The organism is Rhizobium sp. 25PS6 (assembly GCF_032464655.1).
GTDB lineage: Bacteria > Pseudomonadota > Alphaproteobacteria > Rhizobiales > Rhizobiaceae > Rhizobium > Rhizobium laguerreae.
This window is the reverse complement of the sequence record NZ_JAWDIV010000021.1, coordinates 125,899-141,122: the sequence shown is the minus strand read 5'-3', so window position 1 is coordinate 141,122 and position 15,224 is coordinate 125,899. Positions and strand designations below refer to the sequence as shown.

General features: G+C 60.8%; 15 protein-coding genes and 2 pseudogenes. 9 read left to right on the top strand and 8 right to left on the bottom strand.

Annotated features, from left to right (window positions below):
- Positions 1-288 (top strand): annotated as a pseudogene (locus tag RWK44_RS27295) (helix-turn-helix transcriptional regulator); the annotation flags it as partial.
- A 494-nt stretch (positions 289-782) separates the two neighbouring features.
- Here RWK44_RS27295 and RWK44_RS27290 read toward each other — a convergent pair.
- Entirely contained in the window at positions 783-1,676 is an 894-nt protein-coding gene (locus tag RWK44_RS27290) for an AraC family transcriptional regulator (protein WP_131663694.1), read from the bottom strand.
- 166 nt (positions 1,677-1,842) lie between these two features.
- On the opposite strand from RWK44_RS27290, the gene RWK44_RS27285 reads away from it, so the two are divergent.
- Positions 1,843-1,971, top strand: coding sequence for a hypothetical protein (locus RWK44_RS27285; protein ID WP_276508027.1), 129 nt, complete (start codon positions 1,843-1,845; stop codon positions 1,969-1,971).
- On the top strand, positions 1,968-2,723 hold the full coding sequence (locus RWK44_RS27280) for an SDR family NAD(P)-dependent oxidoreductase (protein WP_221944117.1): 756 nt from the start codon (positions 1,968-1,970) through the stop codon (positions 2,721-2,723). The genes RWK44_RS27285 and RWK44_RS27280 overlap by 4 nt, the downstream gene beginning before the upstream one ends.
- Positions 2,724-2,842: 119 nt before the next feature.
- Here the strand turns inward: RWK44_RS27280 and RWK44_RS27275 are convergent, their stop codons facing one another.
- The 4 genes from RWK44_RS27275 to RWK44_RS27260 all read right to left on the bottom strand — a co-directional run bounded on the left by RWK44_RS27275 (position 2,843) and on the right by RWK44_RS27260 (position 4,776).
- The gene (locus RWK44_RS27275) at positions 2,843-3,226 is read right to left on the bottom strand and encodes a VOC family protein (RefSeq protein WP_020050584.1); all 384 of its coding nucleotides are present in this window, start codon (positions 3,224-3,226) and stop codon (positions 2,843-2,845) included.
- Positions 3,227-3,396: 170 nt separating this feature from the next.
- Positions 3,397-3,870, bottom strand: coding sequence for a cupin domain-containing protein (locus RWK44_RS27270; protein ID WP_316029654.1), 474 nt, complete (start codon positions 3,868-3,870; stop codon positions 3,397-3,399).
- 43 nt (positions 3,871-3,913) lie between these two features.
- The gene (locus RWK44_RS27265; RefSeq protein WP_168271366.1) at positions 3,914-4,294 is read right to left on the bottom strand and encodes a VOC family protein; all 381 of its coding nucleotides are present in this window, start codon (positions 4,292-4,294) and stop codon (positions 3,914-3,916) included.
- A gap of 218 nt (positions 4,295-4,512) precedes the next feature.
- Entirely contained in the window at positions 4,513-4,776 is a 264-nt protein-coding gene (locus RWK44_RS27260; RefSeq protein ID WP_316029653.1) for a DUF1127 domain-containing protein, read from the bottom strand.
- Between the two features lie 176 nt (positions 4,777-4,952).
- On the opposite strand from RWK44_RS27260, the gene RWK44_RS27255 reads away from it, so the two are divergent.
- The 3 genes from RWK44_RS27255 (at position 4,953) to RWK44_RS27245 (ending at position 8,786) form a co-directional block, all read left to right on the top strand.
- Positions 4,953-6,965, top strand: a complete 2,013-nt coding sequence (locus tag RWK44_RS27255; protein ID WP_316029652.1) for a BTAD domain-containing putative transcriptional regulator — start codon at positions 4,953-4,955, stop codon at positions 6,963-6,965.
- 109 nt (positions 6,966-7,074) lie between these two features.
- Positions 7,075-7,611, top strand: a complete 537-nt coding sequence (locus tag RWK44_RS27250; protein ID WP_316029651.1) for an ATP-binding protein — start codon at positions 7,075-7,077, stop codon at positions 7,609-7,611.
- A 188-nt stretch (positions 7,612-7,799) separates the two neighbouring features.
- Positions 7,800-8,786 (top strand): aldo/keto reductase, encoded by a 987-nt coding sequence (locus RWK44_RS27245; protein ID WP_316029650.1) that lies wholly within the window; start codon positions 7,800-7,802, stop codon positions 8,784-8,786.
- 200 nt (positions 8,787-8,986) lie between these two features.
- Here the strand turns inward: RWK44_RS27245 and RWK44_RS27240 are convergent, their stop codons facing one another.
- A complete protein-coding gene (locus RWK44_RS27240; protein WP_131644751.1) occupies positions 8,987-9,397 on the bottom strand; it encodes a hypothetical protein in 411 nt (136 codons plus the stop codon).
- A gap of 228 nt (positions 9,398-9,625) precedes the next feature.
- On the opposite strand from RWK44_RS27240, the gene RWK44_RS27235 reads away from it, so the two are divergent.
- The 3 genes and pseudogenes from RWK44_RS27235 (at position 9,626) to RWK44_RS27225 (ending at position 12,794) form a co-directional block, all read left to right on the top strand.
- The gene (locus tag RWK44_RS27235) at positions 9,626-10,471 is read left to right on the top strand and encodes an NmrA family NAD(P)-binding protein (RefSeq protein ID WP_316029649.1); all 846 of its coding nucleotides are present in this window, start codon (positions 9,626-9,628) and stop codon (positions 10,469-10,471) included.
- A pseudogene (locus tag RWK44_RS27230) lies at positions 10,470-11,116 on the top strand (sensor histidine kinase); the annotation flags it as partial. The gene RWK44_RS27235 and the pseudogene RWK44_RS27230, both read left to right, overlap by 2 nt.
- 487 nt (positions 11,117-11,603) lie before the next feature.
- Entirely contained in the window at positions 11,604-12,794 is a 1,191-nt protein-coding gene (locus RWK44_RS27225; protein WP_316029648.1) for a hypothetical protein, read from the top strand.
- Here RWK44_RS27225 and RWK44_RS27220 read toward each other — a convergent pair.
- Positions 12,775-14,556, bottom strand: a complete 1,782-nt coding sequence (locus tag RWK44_RS27220; RefSeq protein WP_222011608.1) for a hypothetical protein — start codon at positions 14,554-14,556, stop codon at positions 12,775-12,777. The genes RWK44_RS27225 and RWK44_RS27220 overlap by 20 nt on opposite strands.
- Positions 14,553-14,948, bottom strand: a complete 396-nt coding sequence (locus RWK44_RS27215) for a hypothetical protein (protein WP_222011609.1) — start codon at positions 14,946-14,948, stop codon at positions 14,553-14,555. Before RWK44_RS27215 ends, RWK44_RS27220 begins: the two co-directional genes overlap by 4 nt.
- Positions 14,949-15,224 lie beyond the last annotated feature (276 nt).

Genomic DNA, 15,224 nt, shown 5'->3' with positions numbered 1-15,224 from the left:
TCCACGACGACCCCAAACGCGACTGGTCGCTGGAGCAACTGGCCGCGGCATCGGGAATGTCGCGCAGCGCGCTGGCCGAACGCTTCCAGGCGATGCTTTCGACATCGCCGATCCGCTATCCGGGACTAGCGGCTTTATCTCGCAAGCGTGGCGCTCGCCACCTCAGACCAGCCGATCGCGGCGATCGCCTACGACGCCGGCTATGCCACCGAAGCCGCCTTCAACCGCGCCTTCGGCACCCCGCCGGCGGCGTGGCGGGCGACGGCGTCCACGAGAGGCTCATCCTGAGATGCCCCGAAGGGATCGTGTCGCTGCACGTCTGAATATACCGAAATCTCGCGATATCGGGTCGACCTCTGCCTTGCTAGCATCACATTGTCAGAGGAGCGACACGCTGTACTTGGGATGGAGAAAATAATGACGCCAGTCGGAATCAGGATTGCGGCGGTAATGTTCTCGGTTGCCGTTTGGGCTATGATTATAACAGCCGCAATGCACATTCCGATGATTGAGACGCACACATTGATACTGGCGCTCGCCAGATAGCCTGGCATGTCATCGCCAATGCGCCACGAGTGCAATCGAATATCCGACGGCGCGGGATTGAGGGTGTACTGGACCGATGAGCGGCAGCGCCCAAGAGCCTTACCCTGAGGGGCCTCGAAGGACGGGCGTGTGCGCCGGCGCCAGATGGATGCAGAGAGCAGCGTTGCGGCGTGCCCTTCGAGGCTCCGCCCTACGGGCTACACGCCTCAGGATGAGGGCCGTTGGTGGATGCCGCTCTAAGCCGCCACCGGCCCCCGGTCCCGCGCCGTTTTCATGTCCCTGACCGGCGACAGGCCGAACATGCGGCCGTATTCCCGGGTGAACTGCGGCACGCTCTCATAGCCGACGGCAAAGGCGGCGTGGCTGGCTGGGACACCTTCGGCAAGCATCAGCCGCCGCGCCTCGATCAGCCGCAGCTGCTTCTGGAATTGCAGGGGCGAGAGCGAGGTGACGGCGCGAAAGTGCTGGTGGAAGGAGGATGGGCTCATGCCTGCCACCGCAGCCAGCCTCTCCACCGGCACGGTCTCGGCGAACTCGGCGCGCAGCACTGCCACCGCCCGCGCCACGCGCCGCACATGGCCATCCGGCCAGCCGAGCCGGCGGATCGCCGAGCCATGGCGGCCGGCTAGCAGCCAGTAATGCATCTCCCGCACCAGCTGCGCCTGCAGCACCGGCACCGAGGCCGGGCGGTCGAGCAGGCGCATCAGCCGCAGCGCCGCATCCGCCACCTCCGTATCGGTCGGCTCGACGCGCACCGGCGCGCCATCCGCCACCCGGGCGAGCTTCATCTCGACGCTGAGCTCGGCGATCAGTGCCGGGTCGAGGTCGAGCACCAGCGAGTAATAGGGCCGGCCGACGCTTGCCGCAGTGATCTCGCTCACCGTCGGCACATCGGCCGTGATCAGCAGCGAGTCCCCGGCGCTGAAATCGAACACGTCATCGCCCATCGTCACGCGCTTGGCGCCCTGCACGACAAGCGCCACCAGCGGCTTGGAGATCGCATATTGCATGTCGCTCGGCATCGTCGCGCGGATGGTGGCAAGGCCTGGAATCGGCGTGCGCGCCAGGCCGGAGAGATCGGCGTGGGTCTCGGTGTAGCGGCGAACGGCTTCCAACAGCGTCTCTGTCATGACCTGGCCTCTCCTGCAGTCGAGCTACCCTAAGCCGAAATTGGAGGTTTAGGCAATATCCCTAGCGATTCCGGCAACACCGCCCGCCTTCCCTCAGGGATAGTCACACCGTCAGAAAGACGAGACGCCTGATCGCAGCGGATCGCCGAACGCAAGGAGGTCTTCGATGACTGAAATCTCCCATGCCGGCACCGAATTCGGCGGAATAGGCAAAATGTCAGGCGCTTCGGGCAACGGGCCTCGCCCGTCTTTTCCGATCGTCGCATCAACACACCATGAAGGAGTTTCGAAATGAGCAAGATTGCAATCGTCACCGGCGCCAGCCGCGGCCTCGGCCGCAACACGGCTGTCAGCATCGCCCGCCATGGCGGCGATGTCATCCTGACCTACCGCAGCGGCAAGGCCGAGGCCGAAGCCGTGGTCGGCGAAATCGAAGCCATGGGCCGCAAGGCTGTCGCCCTGCCGCTCGATGTCGGCAATGTCGCAACCTTCCCAGCCTTCGCCGATCAGGTCCGTAAGGCGCTGCACGACAAGTTCCGGCGCGATAGCTTCGACCACCTCGTCAACAATGCCGGCCACGGAGAAATGGCAATGTTTGCCGAGACCACCGAGGCGCAGTTCGACGCGCTGTTCGACGTCCATGTCAAGGGCGTGTTCTTCCTCACCCAGGCGCTGCTGCCGCTGCTTGCCGATGGCGGCCGCATCGTCAACTTTTCCTCCGGCCTCACCCGTGTCTCCTATCCCGGCTTCTCCGCCTATTCGGCCGCCAAGGGCGCAATCGAGATCCTCACCATCTACCTCGCCAGGGAACTCGGCAGCCGCGGCATTACGGTCAACACCGTCGCGCCCGGCGCCATCGAAACCGATTTCCTCGGCGGCGCCGTCCGCGACATGCCCGACCTCAACAGCCAGTTCGCCGGCATGATCGCGCTTGGCCGCGTCGGCGTGCCCGACGATATCGGCCCGATGATCGCAAGCCTGCTCGGCGACGACAACCGCTGGATCACCGCCCAGCGCATCGAAGTCTCCGGCGGCCAGGTCATCTGAACTCGCCTGCCGCCAGACAGCAAAAAGCCCCGCCAATCATTGACGGGGCTGTTCTTCCTGAAAATCGCTTCGGCATTACGCCCTACAGCGCCGCGCACCTTTTCCCGCACCTTCGGGGATCAAGCGGATGGATTGGCGACGCCGGTTTGTTCCATCTCCTTCTGAACGACGCAGAACCTGTTTCCATCAGGATCAGCCAGAACGATATAGTCCGCGCCTTCGGGATAGCGCCAATCCACACGCTGCGCTCCAAGAGACAACAGCCGCTCGACCTCGGCTTGCTGATCGGATGCATAGAGATCGAGATGATGGCGCTGGTGGGTGGTGGGGTCGGATGAAACGATCGTGATCGCCATCTGCTGTCCTTCGCCCGTGACCGGGACAAGAATGGCCCAATCTTCCGACGGCTCTCGCAAAGGTTTATAATTCAAGGCCGCGCGCCAGAATTCGATGGCGCGCGCAACATCCCTCACACCCCAGACAATCGACCCAATCGTAAGCATCAAATGTGCCTCCTCAAGACCAATGCGCGCGTCGGTGACATGGACGCAGCGCGGTTAGGACATACGGATATTTCCAAGCGACAGGACTCTTGAGAGAGTGCCATGCCGCGAAAGCGATCACGCCGACAATAGACAGACCCGATCGACTCCCTGACGACCAATCAGCGCGGTTACGGTGCCGTCAATCCGAGGGCCAGCGTGATGTCGTTGATGATCCCCAGTCGCGCTTCGATTACCGCGATTTTCTCGGGCGTATCGGCACCAAAAGCCTCGATATCGATGAACAATTGCTCGCAGCCGCCCGGCGTGACCGTGCCGAACATCTGGCCGGGTTCGTCGCCTATGTTTCGCCAGCTGTGCAGTACATGTGGCGGCAGAACGACGACGGTTCCCACAGGCGCGTCGAACGCCTCGTCGCCGCACTGGAATCGATAGAGACCGCGAACGACCCGAAAGACTTCCGTCTCCCGGGTGTGCGTGTGCGGGGCCGGACCATGACCCGGCGGCGTGAAGGTTTCCCACATCCCGAACGCGCCGCCGGTCTCGGCGGCCGTGGCATGGATGACGACCCTCGCGCCGAAGGGCGTGCTCGCCACGCGCTCCTTGCCGGGCAAAGAGACAACGGCATTCCTGAAACTCGACATATCCACCTCCCCTCGATTGCATTCTTTGGGCAGAGCCCTGCGCTCACCCTTGTGGCGCCGGCTCGTTGAGCATCGCTTCGATATTGTATCCGTCGGGATCGAGAACGAAGCAGGCATAATAGTTCTCTTCATATTCCGGCCGCAGGCCGGGCGCGCCGTTGTCCCGGGCGCCGGCTTCGAGCGCGGCCCGATAAAACGCCTCGACCTCCGCCCTGCTCCGAACCCGGAAGGCAACGTGCAAACGCGTCAGAGGCGGCTTGTCGTCGGTGTGCTGTATCTCGAACAGGCTGCCGCCGACATCGAAGGCCCAGAACACGCCCTCCTTCCCGAAGGTACGGCGATAGCCCAGAGGGTCGAGAGCGCGTTCATAGAACAGCTTGCTCTTCTCAAGGTCACTCACTGCAATGGTAATATGATCGATCATGTGCATCCCTATCGTTCCAGCGTCCCATCATAGTCGAAATCGCCGCGGCGGAAAAACTGACGACTGATGGCGAAGGGTGGCCAGATCAACGGTCCCTGCCCAGACAGAGCGGGAATCAACGATTGCCTGCTGCCAATCGAATCTGGCGCCAAGCTTGCACCTTGGATCCTCGCCTTGTCGACCGGCAGCCGACGCGTCCGCGCAGTCGAACATTCGGACTATCGCATTGACATCAACTTCGTCATCAGCCCTGCTTTGATTTCGAGCACGGGTCGATTGATTTGGGGATGACCGATGTCATCCCGGGGATAACCGATGTCCCTCAGCTGGTCGGGCGTCAGATCTGCCAATGCCTTCCGTCTTGCAACGCTCCGCTGCCACCTCCTCAGGGCAGCGACAATGATTGCTACGCTGTTCGGCCTGAACCCGAACAACTGTCCTTTCGGCGCGCTGATGCCGGCGTGAGTTTCCGTGTGAGCCATTTTCAGTCTCCCATTTGTGAGATTTGCAAGTGGGAGCCTGACACGCGGGCGTATTCCGGCTGTTCGGTTCGGCGTGAACGGCCAGGAAAACTTCGACAAGCCGCCGCTAAATCGGTGTTAAATCTATCTGCCGAAATGCTATTCTGCGGTCGCGGTCGAAATCTGGGAGACGATCTTTGCGCATCAGGTTGCTGGGTGGCCTTGAAGTGATGTCCCGGGAGCACCGGCAAATCCGCTTCGCCACGCGCAAGACGTCACTTCTTTTTGCTGCCCTGGTGCTTGCAGGCCGCCGCGGCCATCGCAGGGAACTGCTTTCCGAAGCTTTCTGGCCAGGACGAAGCAATGAGCAGGCCCGCAACAGCCTGCGCCAGGCGCTGGTCGATATCAGGCGATCGTTTCCGGCTGGCGGGGATGCCACCGTCTACATCGACGGGGATCAGGAGACCGTCGCGCTGATAACAGGTCCTGATGAAGCCGACATTTCGATCTTCGACCGTAAACTGGAGGCCGGCCAGACGGCCGATCTCGCCTTCGCCGCCGATCTCTACCGTGGCGAAGTGCTGGCAGGCGAGACCATTCCGGACGAATTGGACGAGTGGTTCGGCCCGTATCGGAGCACATATCAACGCAAGGCGCTGCAACTGGTGGAGCGGCTAAGCCAAGCGCTTTCCGAGCCAGGCACCGCGGAAGAATCGGCCTGCGAAGGGCTGGCTGAGAGGCTGCTCGCTGCGGACCCGACCGTGGAGGCCGCCCATCGGGCGCTGATGCGGATCCACGCTCTGAGGGGCCACGAAAACGCGACTCTGCGCCAGTACGAAGCCTGCCGGGCGCTCTTGAAGAAGCATCTTCAGGCTGAACCAGAAGCACAGACGTCCTCCCTGGCAGCTTCGCTGCAATCGCGGCAGGAACCCGGACATCCGCGGAGCGCACCGGCCGCCGACGTCGGAGCGCAGCCGCAGCTCTTCCCCGCCCCGGCGAAGCATCACGACCGGCCATCGGTTGCGGTCCTGCCATTTCAGAATTTGAGCGGCGACGCGGAGCAGGAATATTTTGCCGACGGCATCGTCGAGGACATTACCATCGCGCTTGCTCAATTCCGCCACCTCTACGTCATCGCCCGGAATTCGAGCTTCACCTACAAAGGTCAGGCGGTCGACATAAAGCAGGTCGGGCGCGAGCTTGATGTTCGCTATGTGGTCGAAGGAAGCGTGCGCCGGACGGGTGACCGCCTGCGCATTGCCGGGCAGCTCATCGATACGTCGACCGGTACACATCTTTGGGCCGATCGTTTTGACGGAACCCTGGCGAATGTCTTCGATCTCCAGGATCAGGTCGCCTCGAGCATCGTCGGCGCCATAACGCCGAAAGTGGAGGAGGCTGAGATCGAGCGTGCCAAACGCAAGCCGACAGAGAGCCTCGACGCCTACGACTACTATCTCCGCGGCCTGGCGGCCTTCGACCGGACGGTCACCAACCGATCGGTCATCGACGAGGCCTTGCGGCTGTTCATGAAGGCGATCGAGCGTGACCCGGTATTCGCCGTAGCGCATGCCCGGGCGGCACGCTGCTATGCTACGCGAAAGAGCAACGGCTGGATGCTCCATCCCGCAGACGAGACGGCCGAAGCGACGCGGCTGGCCCGGAGAGCGGTCGAACTCGGCTGGGACGATGCGGTTGCGCTCACCTACGGCGGATATGTCATCGGTTATGTCGGCGGCGACCTCGACGACAGTGCAGCATGCATCGATCGCGCACTCTTCCTCAACCCGAACCTGGCGGCTGCGCTCGGCGTCAGCAGCTGGGTGAAGGCCTGCCTGGGCGAGCCTGATAAGGCCGTTGAACACGCTACACTTGCCATGCGTCTCAGCCCTTTGGATCCGCGCCTCTTTGCCTGGCAGTTCAACATCGGTCTCGCGCATTTTTGCGCCGGCCACTATGACGATGCTGCCGCCTGGGCAGGAAAATCGCTACACCACCAGCCGAACTACCCGAGCGCCATGCGCGTGATGGCGGCGAGCCAGGCCATGGCCGGGCGGCTTGTGCAAGCCCGCGAAACGATCGCCCGCCTCTGCCTGATGGACCCCGCCCTCCGGCTTTCCAATCTCGCCGACGTACTTCCACCATTCCGAAGACCGGACGATCGCAGCCGATATATCGAGGCTCTCAGGATGGCGGGACTGCCGGAGTAGCTGCCGTTTCAGCGGCTTCTTCAGAACGAAAGGGACCATGGCCGGGCTATTGCCGCCCCCCTATCGGCTAATTGCGAAACGATGCTGCTTCGTGCGAAAATGCCGCGCGATGGATCACATGGGCGAAGTTCTCATTCTCACCGGGCCGCCGGGCTCCGGGAAAACCACGACGGCCGAGGCGCTCGCCAGCGAGCCCGGCTCGCCGAAGGTCCATCTTCATTCCGACGACTTCTGGCATTTCATCAAGAACGGCGTGATCCCGCCCTATCTACCGGAAGCGCATGAACAGAATATCGTTGTCGTCGACGTGTTGACGAAGGCGGCGGCAGGCTATGCCGGCGGCGGCTACTTCGTCGTCGTGGACGGCATCGTCGGGCCGTGGTTCCTGGAACCGTTCCGGAAAATCGCGGCACCCCTCCACTACGTAGTCCTGCGTCCGCCGCTCGATGTCGCCATCCGGCGCTGCCGGGAGCGTGGCGGCGACACGCTGACCGATCCCGGCCCTATTGCGGCGCTCCATCAGCAATTCTCGTCACTTGGCCCGTTCGAGCAACATGTCGTCTCGACGGAAGGGCACGACAGGGAAGACACGTTGCGCACGGTGATCGAGGCTATACGCAGCGGCATGTTTCGCCTGGCGTCATAACGCAAGCCCCGCAGCTTTCGGCTCAAGCGGCAGACACTGCCGGGATTCTCTTACCCGATCCCGTTCGTCCTCTCCGAGCGAGCCGGGAAATTCATGAGCGGACCTCATAAGTTCATGCCGATATCTCCGGCTAATCGCCGCCAGGCTTTGCCTTATCTTGGGATCAAACCTGGGAAGGAGGACTTGAAATGATCAAGCGCAAGCTCGGCCAAAGAGGCCCTGACGTATCGGCGATCGGCTTCGGCTGCATGGGGCTGAACTACCATCGTGGGCCGGCGATGGAGCGTGGTGATGCCGTCGCGCTCCTGCGGGTGGCCCACGACCGGGGTGTCACCTTCTTCGACACTGCCGAAGCCTACGGGCCGTTCACAAACGAGGAACTCGTCGGCGAGGCGCTGGCGCCGATCCGTGATGAGGTGGTGATCGCGACGAAATTCGGCTTCAGGGATGGCCGGCCGGAAGTCGGCCTGGATAGCCGGCCGGAACACATCCGTGTGGTCGTCGAAGAAGCCCTCAAGCGGCTACGCACCGATCGCATCGATATCTTCTACCAGCATCGGGTCGACCCTGCGGTACCGATCGAAGAGGTGGCAGGCACGGTGAAAGATCTGATCAGCGCCGGCAAAGTGCTGCATTTCGGCCTGTCAGAAGCGGGCGTCGAAGCCATCCGCCGCGCCCACGCCGTCCAGCCGGTCACCGTGTTGCAAAGCGAATATTCGCTGTGGTGGCGCAACCCGGAACGGGAAATCCTGCCCGTCGTCGAAGAACTCGGCATCGGCTTCGTGCCCTATAGCCCGCTCGGCCGCGGCTTCCTCGCCGGCAAGATGGACGAGAACACCAGTTTCGAAGGCGGCAACGACCACCGCCACACCAATCCGCGCCTCTCGGCCGAAAACCGCAAGGCGAACCAGCCGGTGGTCGATGCGATCGAGGCGATCGCCGCTCGCAGAAACGCGACCGCAGCCCAGATCGCCATCGCCTGGCTGATGGCCCGCAAGCCCTGGATCGTCCCCATCCCCGGCACCACCAAGCTGCATCGGCTGGAAGAAAACATCGCCGCCGCCAACATCGCCTTCACATCGGAGGAACTGGCCGAGATCGACGCGGTCTTCTCAGGCATCGAGATCCACGGCGACCGCTACTCGGGAACATCGGCAGCCCGCGTCACGCGGTGAACCGACGCCCCTCAGTCGCCGACCCCGAAGCCCCATGGCGAGGGATCGACCAATTCGAGCGGCGGCATCATTCCTTGAGGTCTACGGGGCGGCGTTTGACTTCGACGGCGGTGTCACAGCCCCGAGAAACCCGCAAAACCGCCCGCGAGAAAACGCGGGCGGTTGCATCATCGTGTGGCACCCGCCTCCAGCGCGGATGGTCAGTCCTGGCCCTGCAGGCGATCCATGACCTGCAGCAGAAGATCGGCGCAAGCCTTCATCGGTTCGTCCTCGGCGCATTTGAGATCAATCCGGGTGTTCCGGTCCTCAATGCGGAAATGGGCGGCTTTGGACGGCGGCGGCGGGCGATGACCGCGGAAACCACGGAAGCCCATGTCGCCTCTCCGACCATGCCAGCGGTAATCGGGCCGATCTCCCGGCCTTGCATCCGGCTCGCCCATCATTCGCTCGTCGTCATCAGAGGCAGACGGGTTCGGTGGCGGAGGCGGCGGTGACGCCGGATCGCCCACCACGGGCGGCGTCCCGGCGGATGGCGGAGCGGGCGGCTGTTGGGCGAAGGCGGTGCCGGCAAGTGCCGCAAGGGCAAGGCCTGATAAAAGAAGTCTTTGCATGGGGATCGTTCCTTTCGGAGTATGAGGCACGTCTGTAAACACCGCGCTGAGGCTTTGGTTCACCCCGTTACGGCTTGTGGACGAAATCGGCGCGCCAGGGGCCATGCACTCGGTCGGCTTTCACCATAAATGTGTCGGCAGGCGGCTGAAGAGAGCTTTACGCCATCTGACAGGAACCATCGGCACCGAGACTTCGTTTTGCAGCGAAACAACTGCCGGGTGGAAATCATGTATATCGTTCTGGGTGCAGCGGGAAATGTCGGTTCCCGTGTCATCGAAGCGCTGAGGCCCGCGGGCGAGAAGATATTCGCGCTCGTCCATAGTGAGCAGAAGGCGAGCGCGGTCGACGGCGGCAATGTCGAGGCCGTAGTGCTTGATGTCTTGGATAGCGCGGCACTGAGGGCTCTCTTCCAGAGAGGCCGACGCGCCTTTCTCCTCAACCCGCCGGCACATCCCGGCACCGATACGAACGCCGAAGAGCTGAAGACTGCACGAAGCATTGCCGCAGCGCTGAAGGATTCGGACCTTGAAAAACTCGTGGTGCAATCGACCTATGGCGCCAGGCAAGGCGATGGCATCGGCGATCTATCGGTGCTGTATGAATTCGAGCGCCTGGCTGAGGCAAGCGGCATTCCGGCGGCGATCAACCGGGCGGCTTACTATTATACCAATTTCGATATGCTGCTGGAGCCGGCGCGCAAGGGTCTGATCACCACCGCCTTCCCCGAAGACTTCATCTTGCCGATGGTCTCTCCCACTGATCTCGGCAAGGCGGCGGCCGCGCGTCTGTCAGGCCCAGTCAGCGATGTCGGCATCGAGTATGTGGAGGGACCCCAGCGATACAGCTTCGCCGATGTTGTCGCAGCCTTCTCTGCCGTCGTAGGAAGGTCCGTGAGCCTGGCTACGACGCCGCGCGACCGGCTCGAAGAAAGCTTTCGCAAGCTCGGCTTCTCGCCTGCCGCCGCCCGCTCCTACACGCGCATGACCGAGGCGACGCTCGACGGCCCCGAATTGCCGCGCGAGCCCAATCGCGGAGAGATCACCCTCGAAGACCACATCGCCGCACTTCGGTGAGCGGCTCGCCGCAACCCGCATGCAGTTCGCCAACCTCGCCCACGGCCTCAAGACCCCGGTGGCGAGCCTGCTCCTGGCGCTCGACGAGCAAAACGATCCCAAAGGCGCACTGCGCAGCCTCGCAGCCCGGATCGACAACAGGATCAAGCATCACCTCGCCGCCGCCCGCCGCGTGATGGCCTCATCGGACAATGTCGCCAGCACTGACATCGCGGCCTCGATCGCCGATCTCCACCGGGCGACCAGCCAGATCCACGCCGAGCGCAAGATCGCCTTCGACACCGATATATCAAAGGGCCTGCGCGTAGCCTGCGACGAAAGCGAGTCGAGGAAATGCTCGGAAACCTGATCGACAACGCCTTCAAATGGGCCGCCTCCCGCGTCACCGTCCGCGCCCACCGCGACGGACCAACCGCCCGCATCACCATCGAGGACGACGGCCCGGGAATCCCCGCGGATCGGCTGGATGCCGTGCTGCGGGCCGGCGTGCGGGAGGACGAACATGTGCCGGGCAACGGGTTTGGGCTGAGTATCGTGAGCGAACTGGCGGGATTGTATGGTGGGTCGCTGGTGCTGGAGGCGAATGGGGCGGCGGGGTTGCGGTGTGTATTGTGTTTGCCGGTGGTGATGGGGTTAGGGCGGTAGGGTTTTGGGGCTGTGTCGGTGTGTGGTCAAAGTAACGCGGAGTGTGCAGTCGCTGGCGGACGGCATCGTTGTATTTTATCCTCGGAGCCGGACTACATCGGCAGCGACTGACTCGTTATATCAGCAGCAATAGAGGCGAGGAAGGCGTTTATGCGGTGGCGACGGGATATTCTTCCTTGGGGTCGATGTAGAGGTTGAAGAGCCAGAGGCGAGGCCGACGTCGCTGACTGTGGGGACCGACCCTCTGGACAAAGCGGGCTGTCACTAGCTGGGATTTTTCTACCTATCCCCAGTCCCCAACGAGAAACGAGCCCAGCCCGGACATTTCCTTCGCCGCTCATTCATTGTGAGATTCGACCGCCATAAAGCAACCGCCAGCGGATGACAGCCGGTTAACCCGATTCCGTCTAGTCATTTCGAATTTCGAGCCTGTTGGAAAAAGTACAAATGTAATAAGCTTGAAGTTGCAATCCGGGTGGAGGCAGCAATGTCCAGCGATGATGTGACTGACATCAATATTCAGAACTCAATGGTCGAGATGAATGTTGTTCTTTGCTTGCTGTCGATCCTCAATCGTCAGGATGTCGGGCAAGACGAGTTAAAGCACTTCGATGATCTCTCAGCCTTCATGCAGGTGCACAGCGTAAGCCTCATTGAAGCTTCGCATGCAACTGCGATCCCGGTCACGCGCGGGGTTATCGTAGTCATGCTGCTCGGATATCTCTACAACTGGTGGAGCGGCGGAGCGGAAGCCGCCTTCATATTGCCGGACGAGTTCGAGGGCATGATCAAATCTCCCGATGCGCCTGAACACGACGAGTTACCGCTTACTGTCAAAGCCATCCGGGAAGTCGGCCTAGCACATGCGTGGGATGACGAAGAGCACTGGGTTGACGCGGGGGAGACCCTGCTGGAACTTCTGAAAGTCGGCCTGTTCAACCGCGAGGGTGATACGGAGCCCAGCGTGCAAACCGCCCTCGCCACACATGGTTTGCTGGCGGCCCTCAAACATGAGGGAGCCGGACTCGCGCAGATGATTGCCTACCGGTTGCTGGTGTGGTCGAAACGGTTGCCGTTTCTGGCCGACCTCGCTCCTTCGAAATATCCGCCACCGATCCTGCCGCGGTTTTCGAGCGGGACCTTGCTCGACCTGTCGCTGATGTTCATCGAGCACGGAATCCTCGATCAGTCCCTAGATCTGGAGACTACTGCTCACGAGATGGTCGAGGATTCGGATACGGTCATCAGAAACAGCGCGCAGGTGGAAATCGACGGCGTCATGGAGCACATAAAATTCGAGGTCGCATTCGGTCCTGAGCTGTTGCGCTGGTCTCTAGACGATGAAAACGAAGAAAGCCTCAAGTTCAACGTCAATGCCGACATGAAGCTGCGCTCGCTGTTAAACACTTGTTGCGAAAACCGCACCCTGCTGGAAGGGCACCGAGACGAGGACCTGTGCGACATCCACACCATGGCATATGTCGGCACAGGGCCAGAGCCGGACGATCGGCTGGGTTTGGCTCTCAAGATCGAAACCGTTGGCGAGATCGTGCGCTGCATCGTCGGATTTTCCGAGGACGATGTCCGGAGGAGCGAAATGAACATCAAAGTGTTCGCGTCGCGAGAAGCCGAGCTTATGGCGCACATCGAGGCAACAATTAAAACTGGCTACTCTTGAAATAGGAGTAGTCGATTTTTGCATGGTCGAAGAGTGCGCCCACTTCGTCGCAAACCAGCCACGGGGACCAGTCCCGCCATATTACACGGCGCATCCGATCCTGCTGGCTTCCTCCGAGCGACGTTACGAGTGCATCGAGGAAGGCCGGTCGCCTTCTTACATCCCAGGGGTCGAGCATCCGCCCGTGGGGTGTCTGCACAAGCTTGCGGGTCACCTGGCACCGAAAGTGATTTTTGCCTGTCAGATAGTACCACTGCGCTATGTCGGGCACGTCATTCGGGTGGCGTGAAATGCCGTCGATGACGAGCGGGATTCCGCTTTCACGTTCGATCCGGATCTTGGTGGACATGATTTCGGGACCGACCATAGAGCGCATTCTGTTCCCGTCGAACATAAGCTTTGCCATCGGCGCATAATCGGACGCGATATTCACCCATGATTTCTGATCGTGGAGCCGCAGCAACTCGCCTTCAGAATCGGTCCGCTCCCGCATGGCTGTCCACCACCAGCGGGCATCTGGAAAGCTGTTATAATCCGTCTCGGGGTGCTGGTAGGCGCTCAATCGCAAAAAACCTTCGGGCACCACACCAGTTGCACCTGCGGGCGCCGCAGCCACGACGAAGGGCTGCGTCCTGTTGACAAGGCTATCGGCCCAACGATCCTGTGAGAGGATCTCTTCTGGCTCATCCTTCAATATCTGGATGAACTCTCCGCGAAGCCGATGAAAATCCCTGTAAGCAGCGACCACGAGATCGTCATTGCCCGTTTCTTCGAACTGCTCGATAAGCCTCGCCTCGTGCTCGAAATCGGCCTCGATCTCTTGGATCACGCTTCTTCCGAATATGGCGGATGCGGCGTCGTTGACGCGCTCCCATGCCTCCACGGTCGAGAGTTTCGTAAAGTTTGCAGCATCTTCCCGCAGTTTCAGAACCAGGCTTGCGAGGCGTTCGGCAGCGTGGCCGGACGATGACGTTTCTGTGCGTGTCTGCTCCTGACCGTAATAGCGGCCAGCCAGTGCACCATAAAGAAGCGGAATAAGCGGCTCATCCCTGATGCGGATAGCGTTCGAACCCGGTACGAAATCGGCATCCAGAAGCCCGGTCTGCCTCATCAGGAGGTAGGCCCACTGGTATTTCTGGCCGATCAATTCCCGAGAGGGATTGTCCGACTGAACGCTGTCAACAATCTCTCGTCCGAAAACCCGGTGGGCTTTCCCGAGCTGGACATGATAGGCAATGCACTCGAATATGGCTTCGCCACCGACCTCCATGGCGCCAAATCGCCCCGGTATCGGCCTGCGGTCTTCCAGAATCATTTTCTTGGTCTGGCGAATGCCCCGGGCCATGGATTCGATAATGGCGCCTGGAGGGGCGATCCCCATCATTTCTCTTCGCAGCGCATCCAGATTCCGATCGAGCGGCACCAGTATTGGGCTCTTGCTTTCAAGGGAGCTTTGAAGAACGGTTCTGACGTTAATGTAGAGCAGAAAGAATTGCCGGATTCGAAGTGCGCCGTAGTTCGTAAGAACGAAATCGAGAAAATGTCGCTTTTCGTGCCAGACAGCACTTGCAACGGATGCACATCGCGTTCGGGTCCACGGATCCGTTTGTTGCCTTACAAGGCACTTCAGCCATTCTTCCTCACCGTCCATTGCATAGTGAAGCGCAAGGCCCACCTCGCGGCTGGACTTACTGGCAGAAAGAAGCTGGGTGTCGTACCACAGTGTCAGCGTTGCCGGATCGAATTGCAGGAGTGGAATCATTTTTCATTTGTGCTCCATGCTTTGAGTTGCTGCGCGGCATTCACGGCGTTTGTATTCTCGTCAATTCTCAGGATCTCCTGGTTGGTATGGCCATCCAGAATGATGATCTCATGCGCCGGTGTCTTTTCGGATTTTTTTAACAGCGACAGCATCGCTTCAATGAATTTCAACGTGGCTGCGCCAAGGCCAAGGCCCACGGTAATAAACTCAAGAAGCAGTTTCAGCTCATCCGGTCCCAGCGGTGCGTCGGCGGCGTCCGCTAGACCATCGAGAGGCTGCGCTTCTCCGAGAGTGACACCTTCGATGCCTTCCAGCGAGCCAAGCGACTGAATTACGGCTTCTGGCCCAATAACTGTCAAATAAACACTGGATTGAATTGGATCACTAGACATTCATACACCTATAATTTCTTGCATGAATTTTCACAGATGGATCGAGCTTCCCAAACTAACCTTATCATGTGGCAGCGTTTATAATACAGATAATTTTTATTTCAGGGTGCATACTTGGCTCTAGAAACAGCCGCAGCGTGCCATCCTTCGCGACCAAATCGGCTTTGACGAATTGCTGCTTCCCGGATCGTTTTTCATAGCTGCAGGCAGATGATCCGGGGGTGTGCAACACCAACACCTAAAGCCCGATATCCTTCGGCGGACATTTCCTGAAGG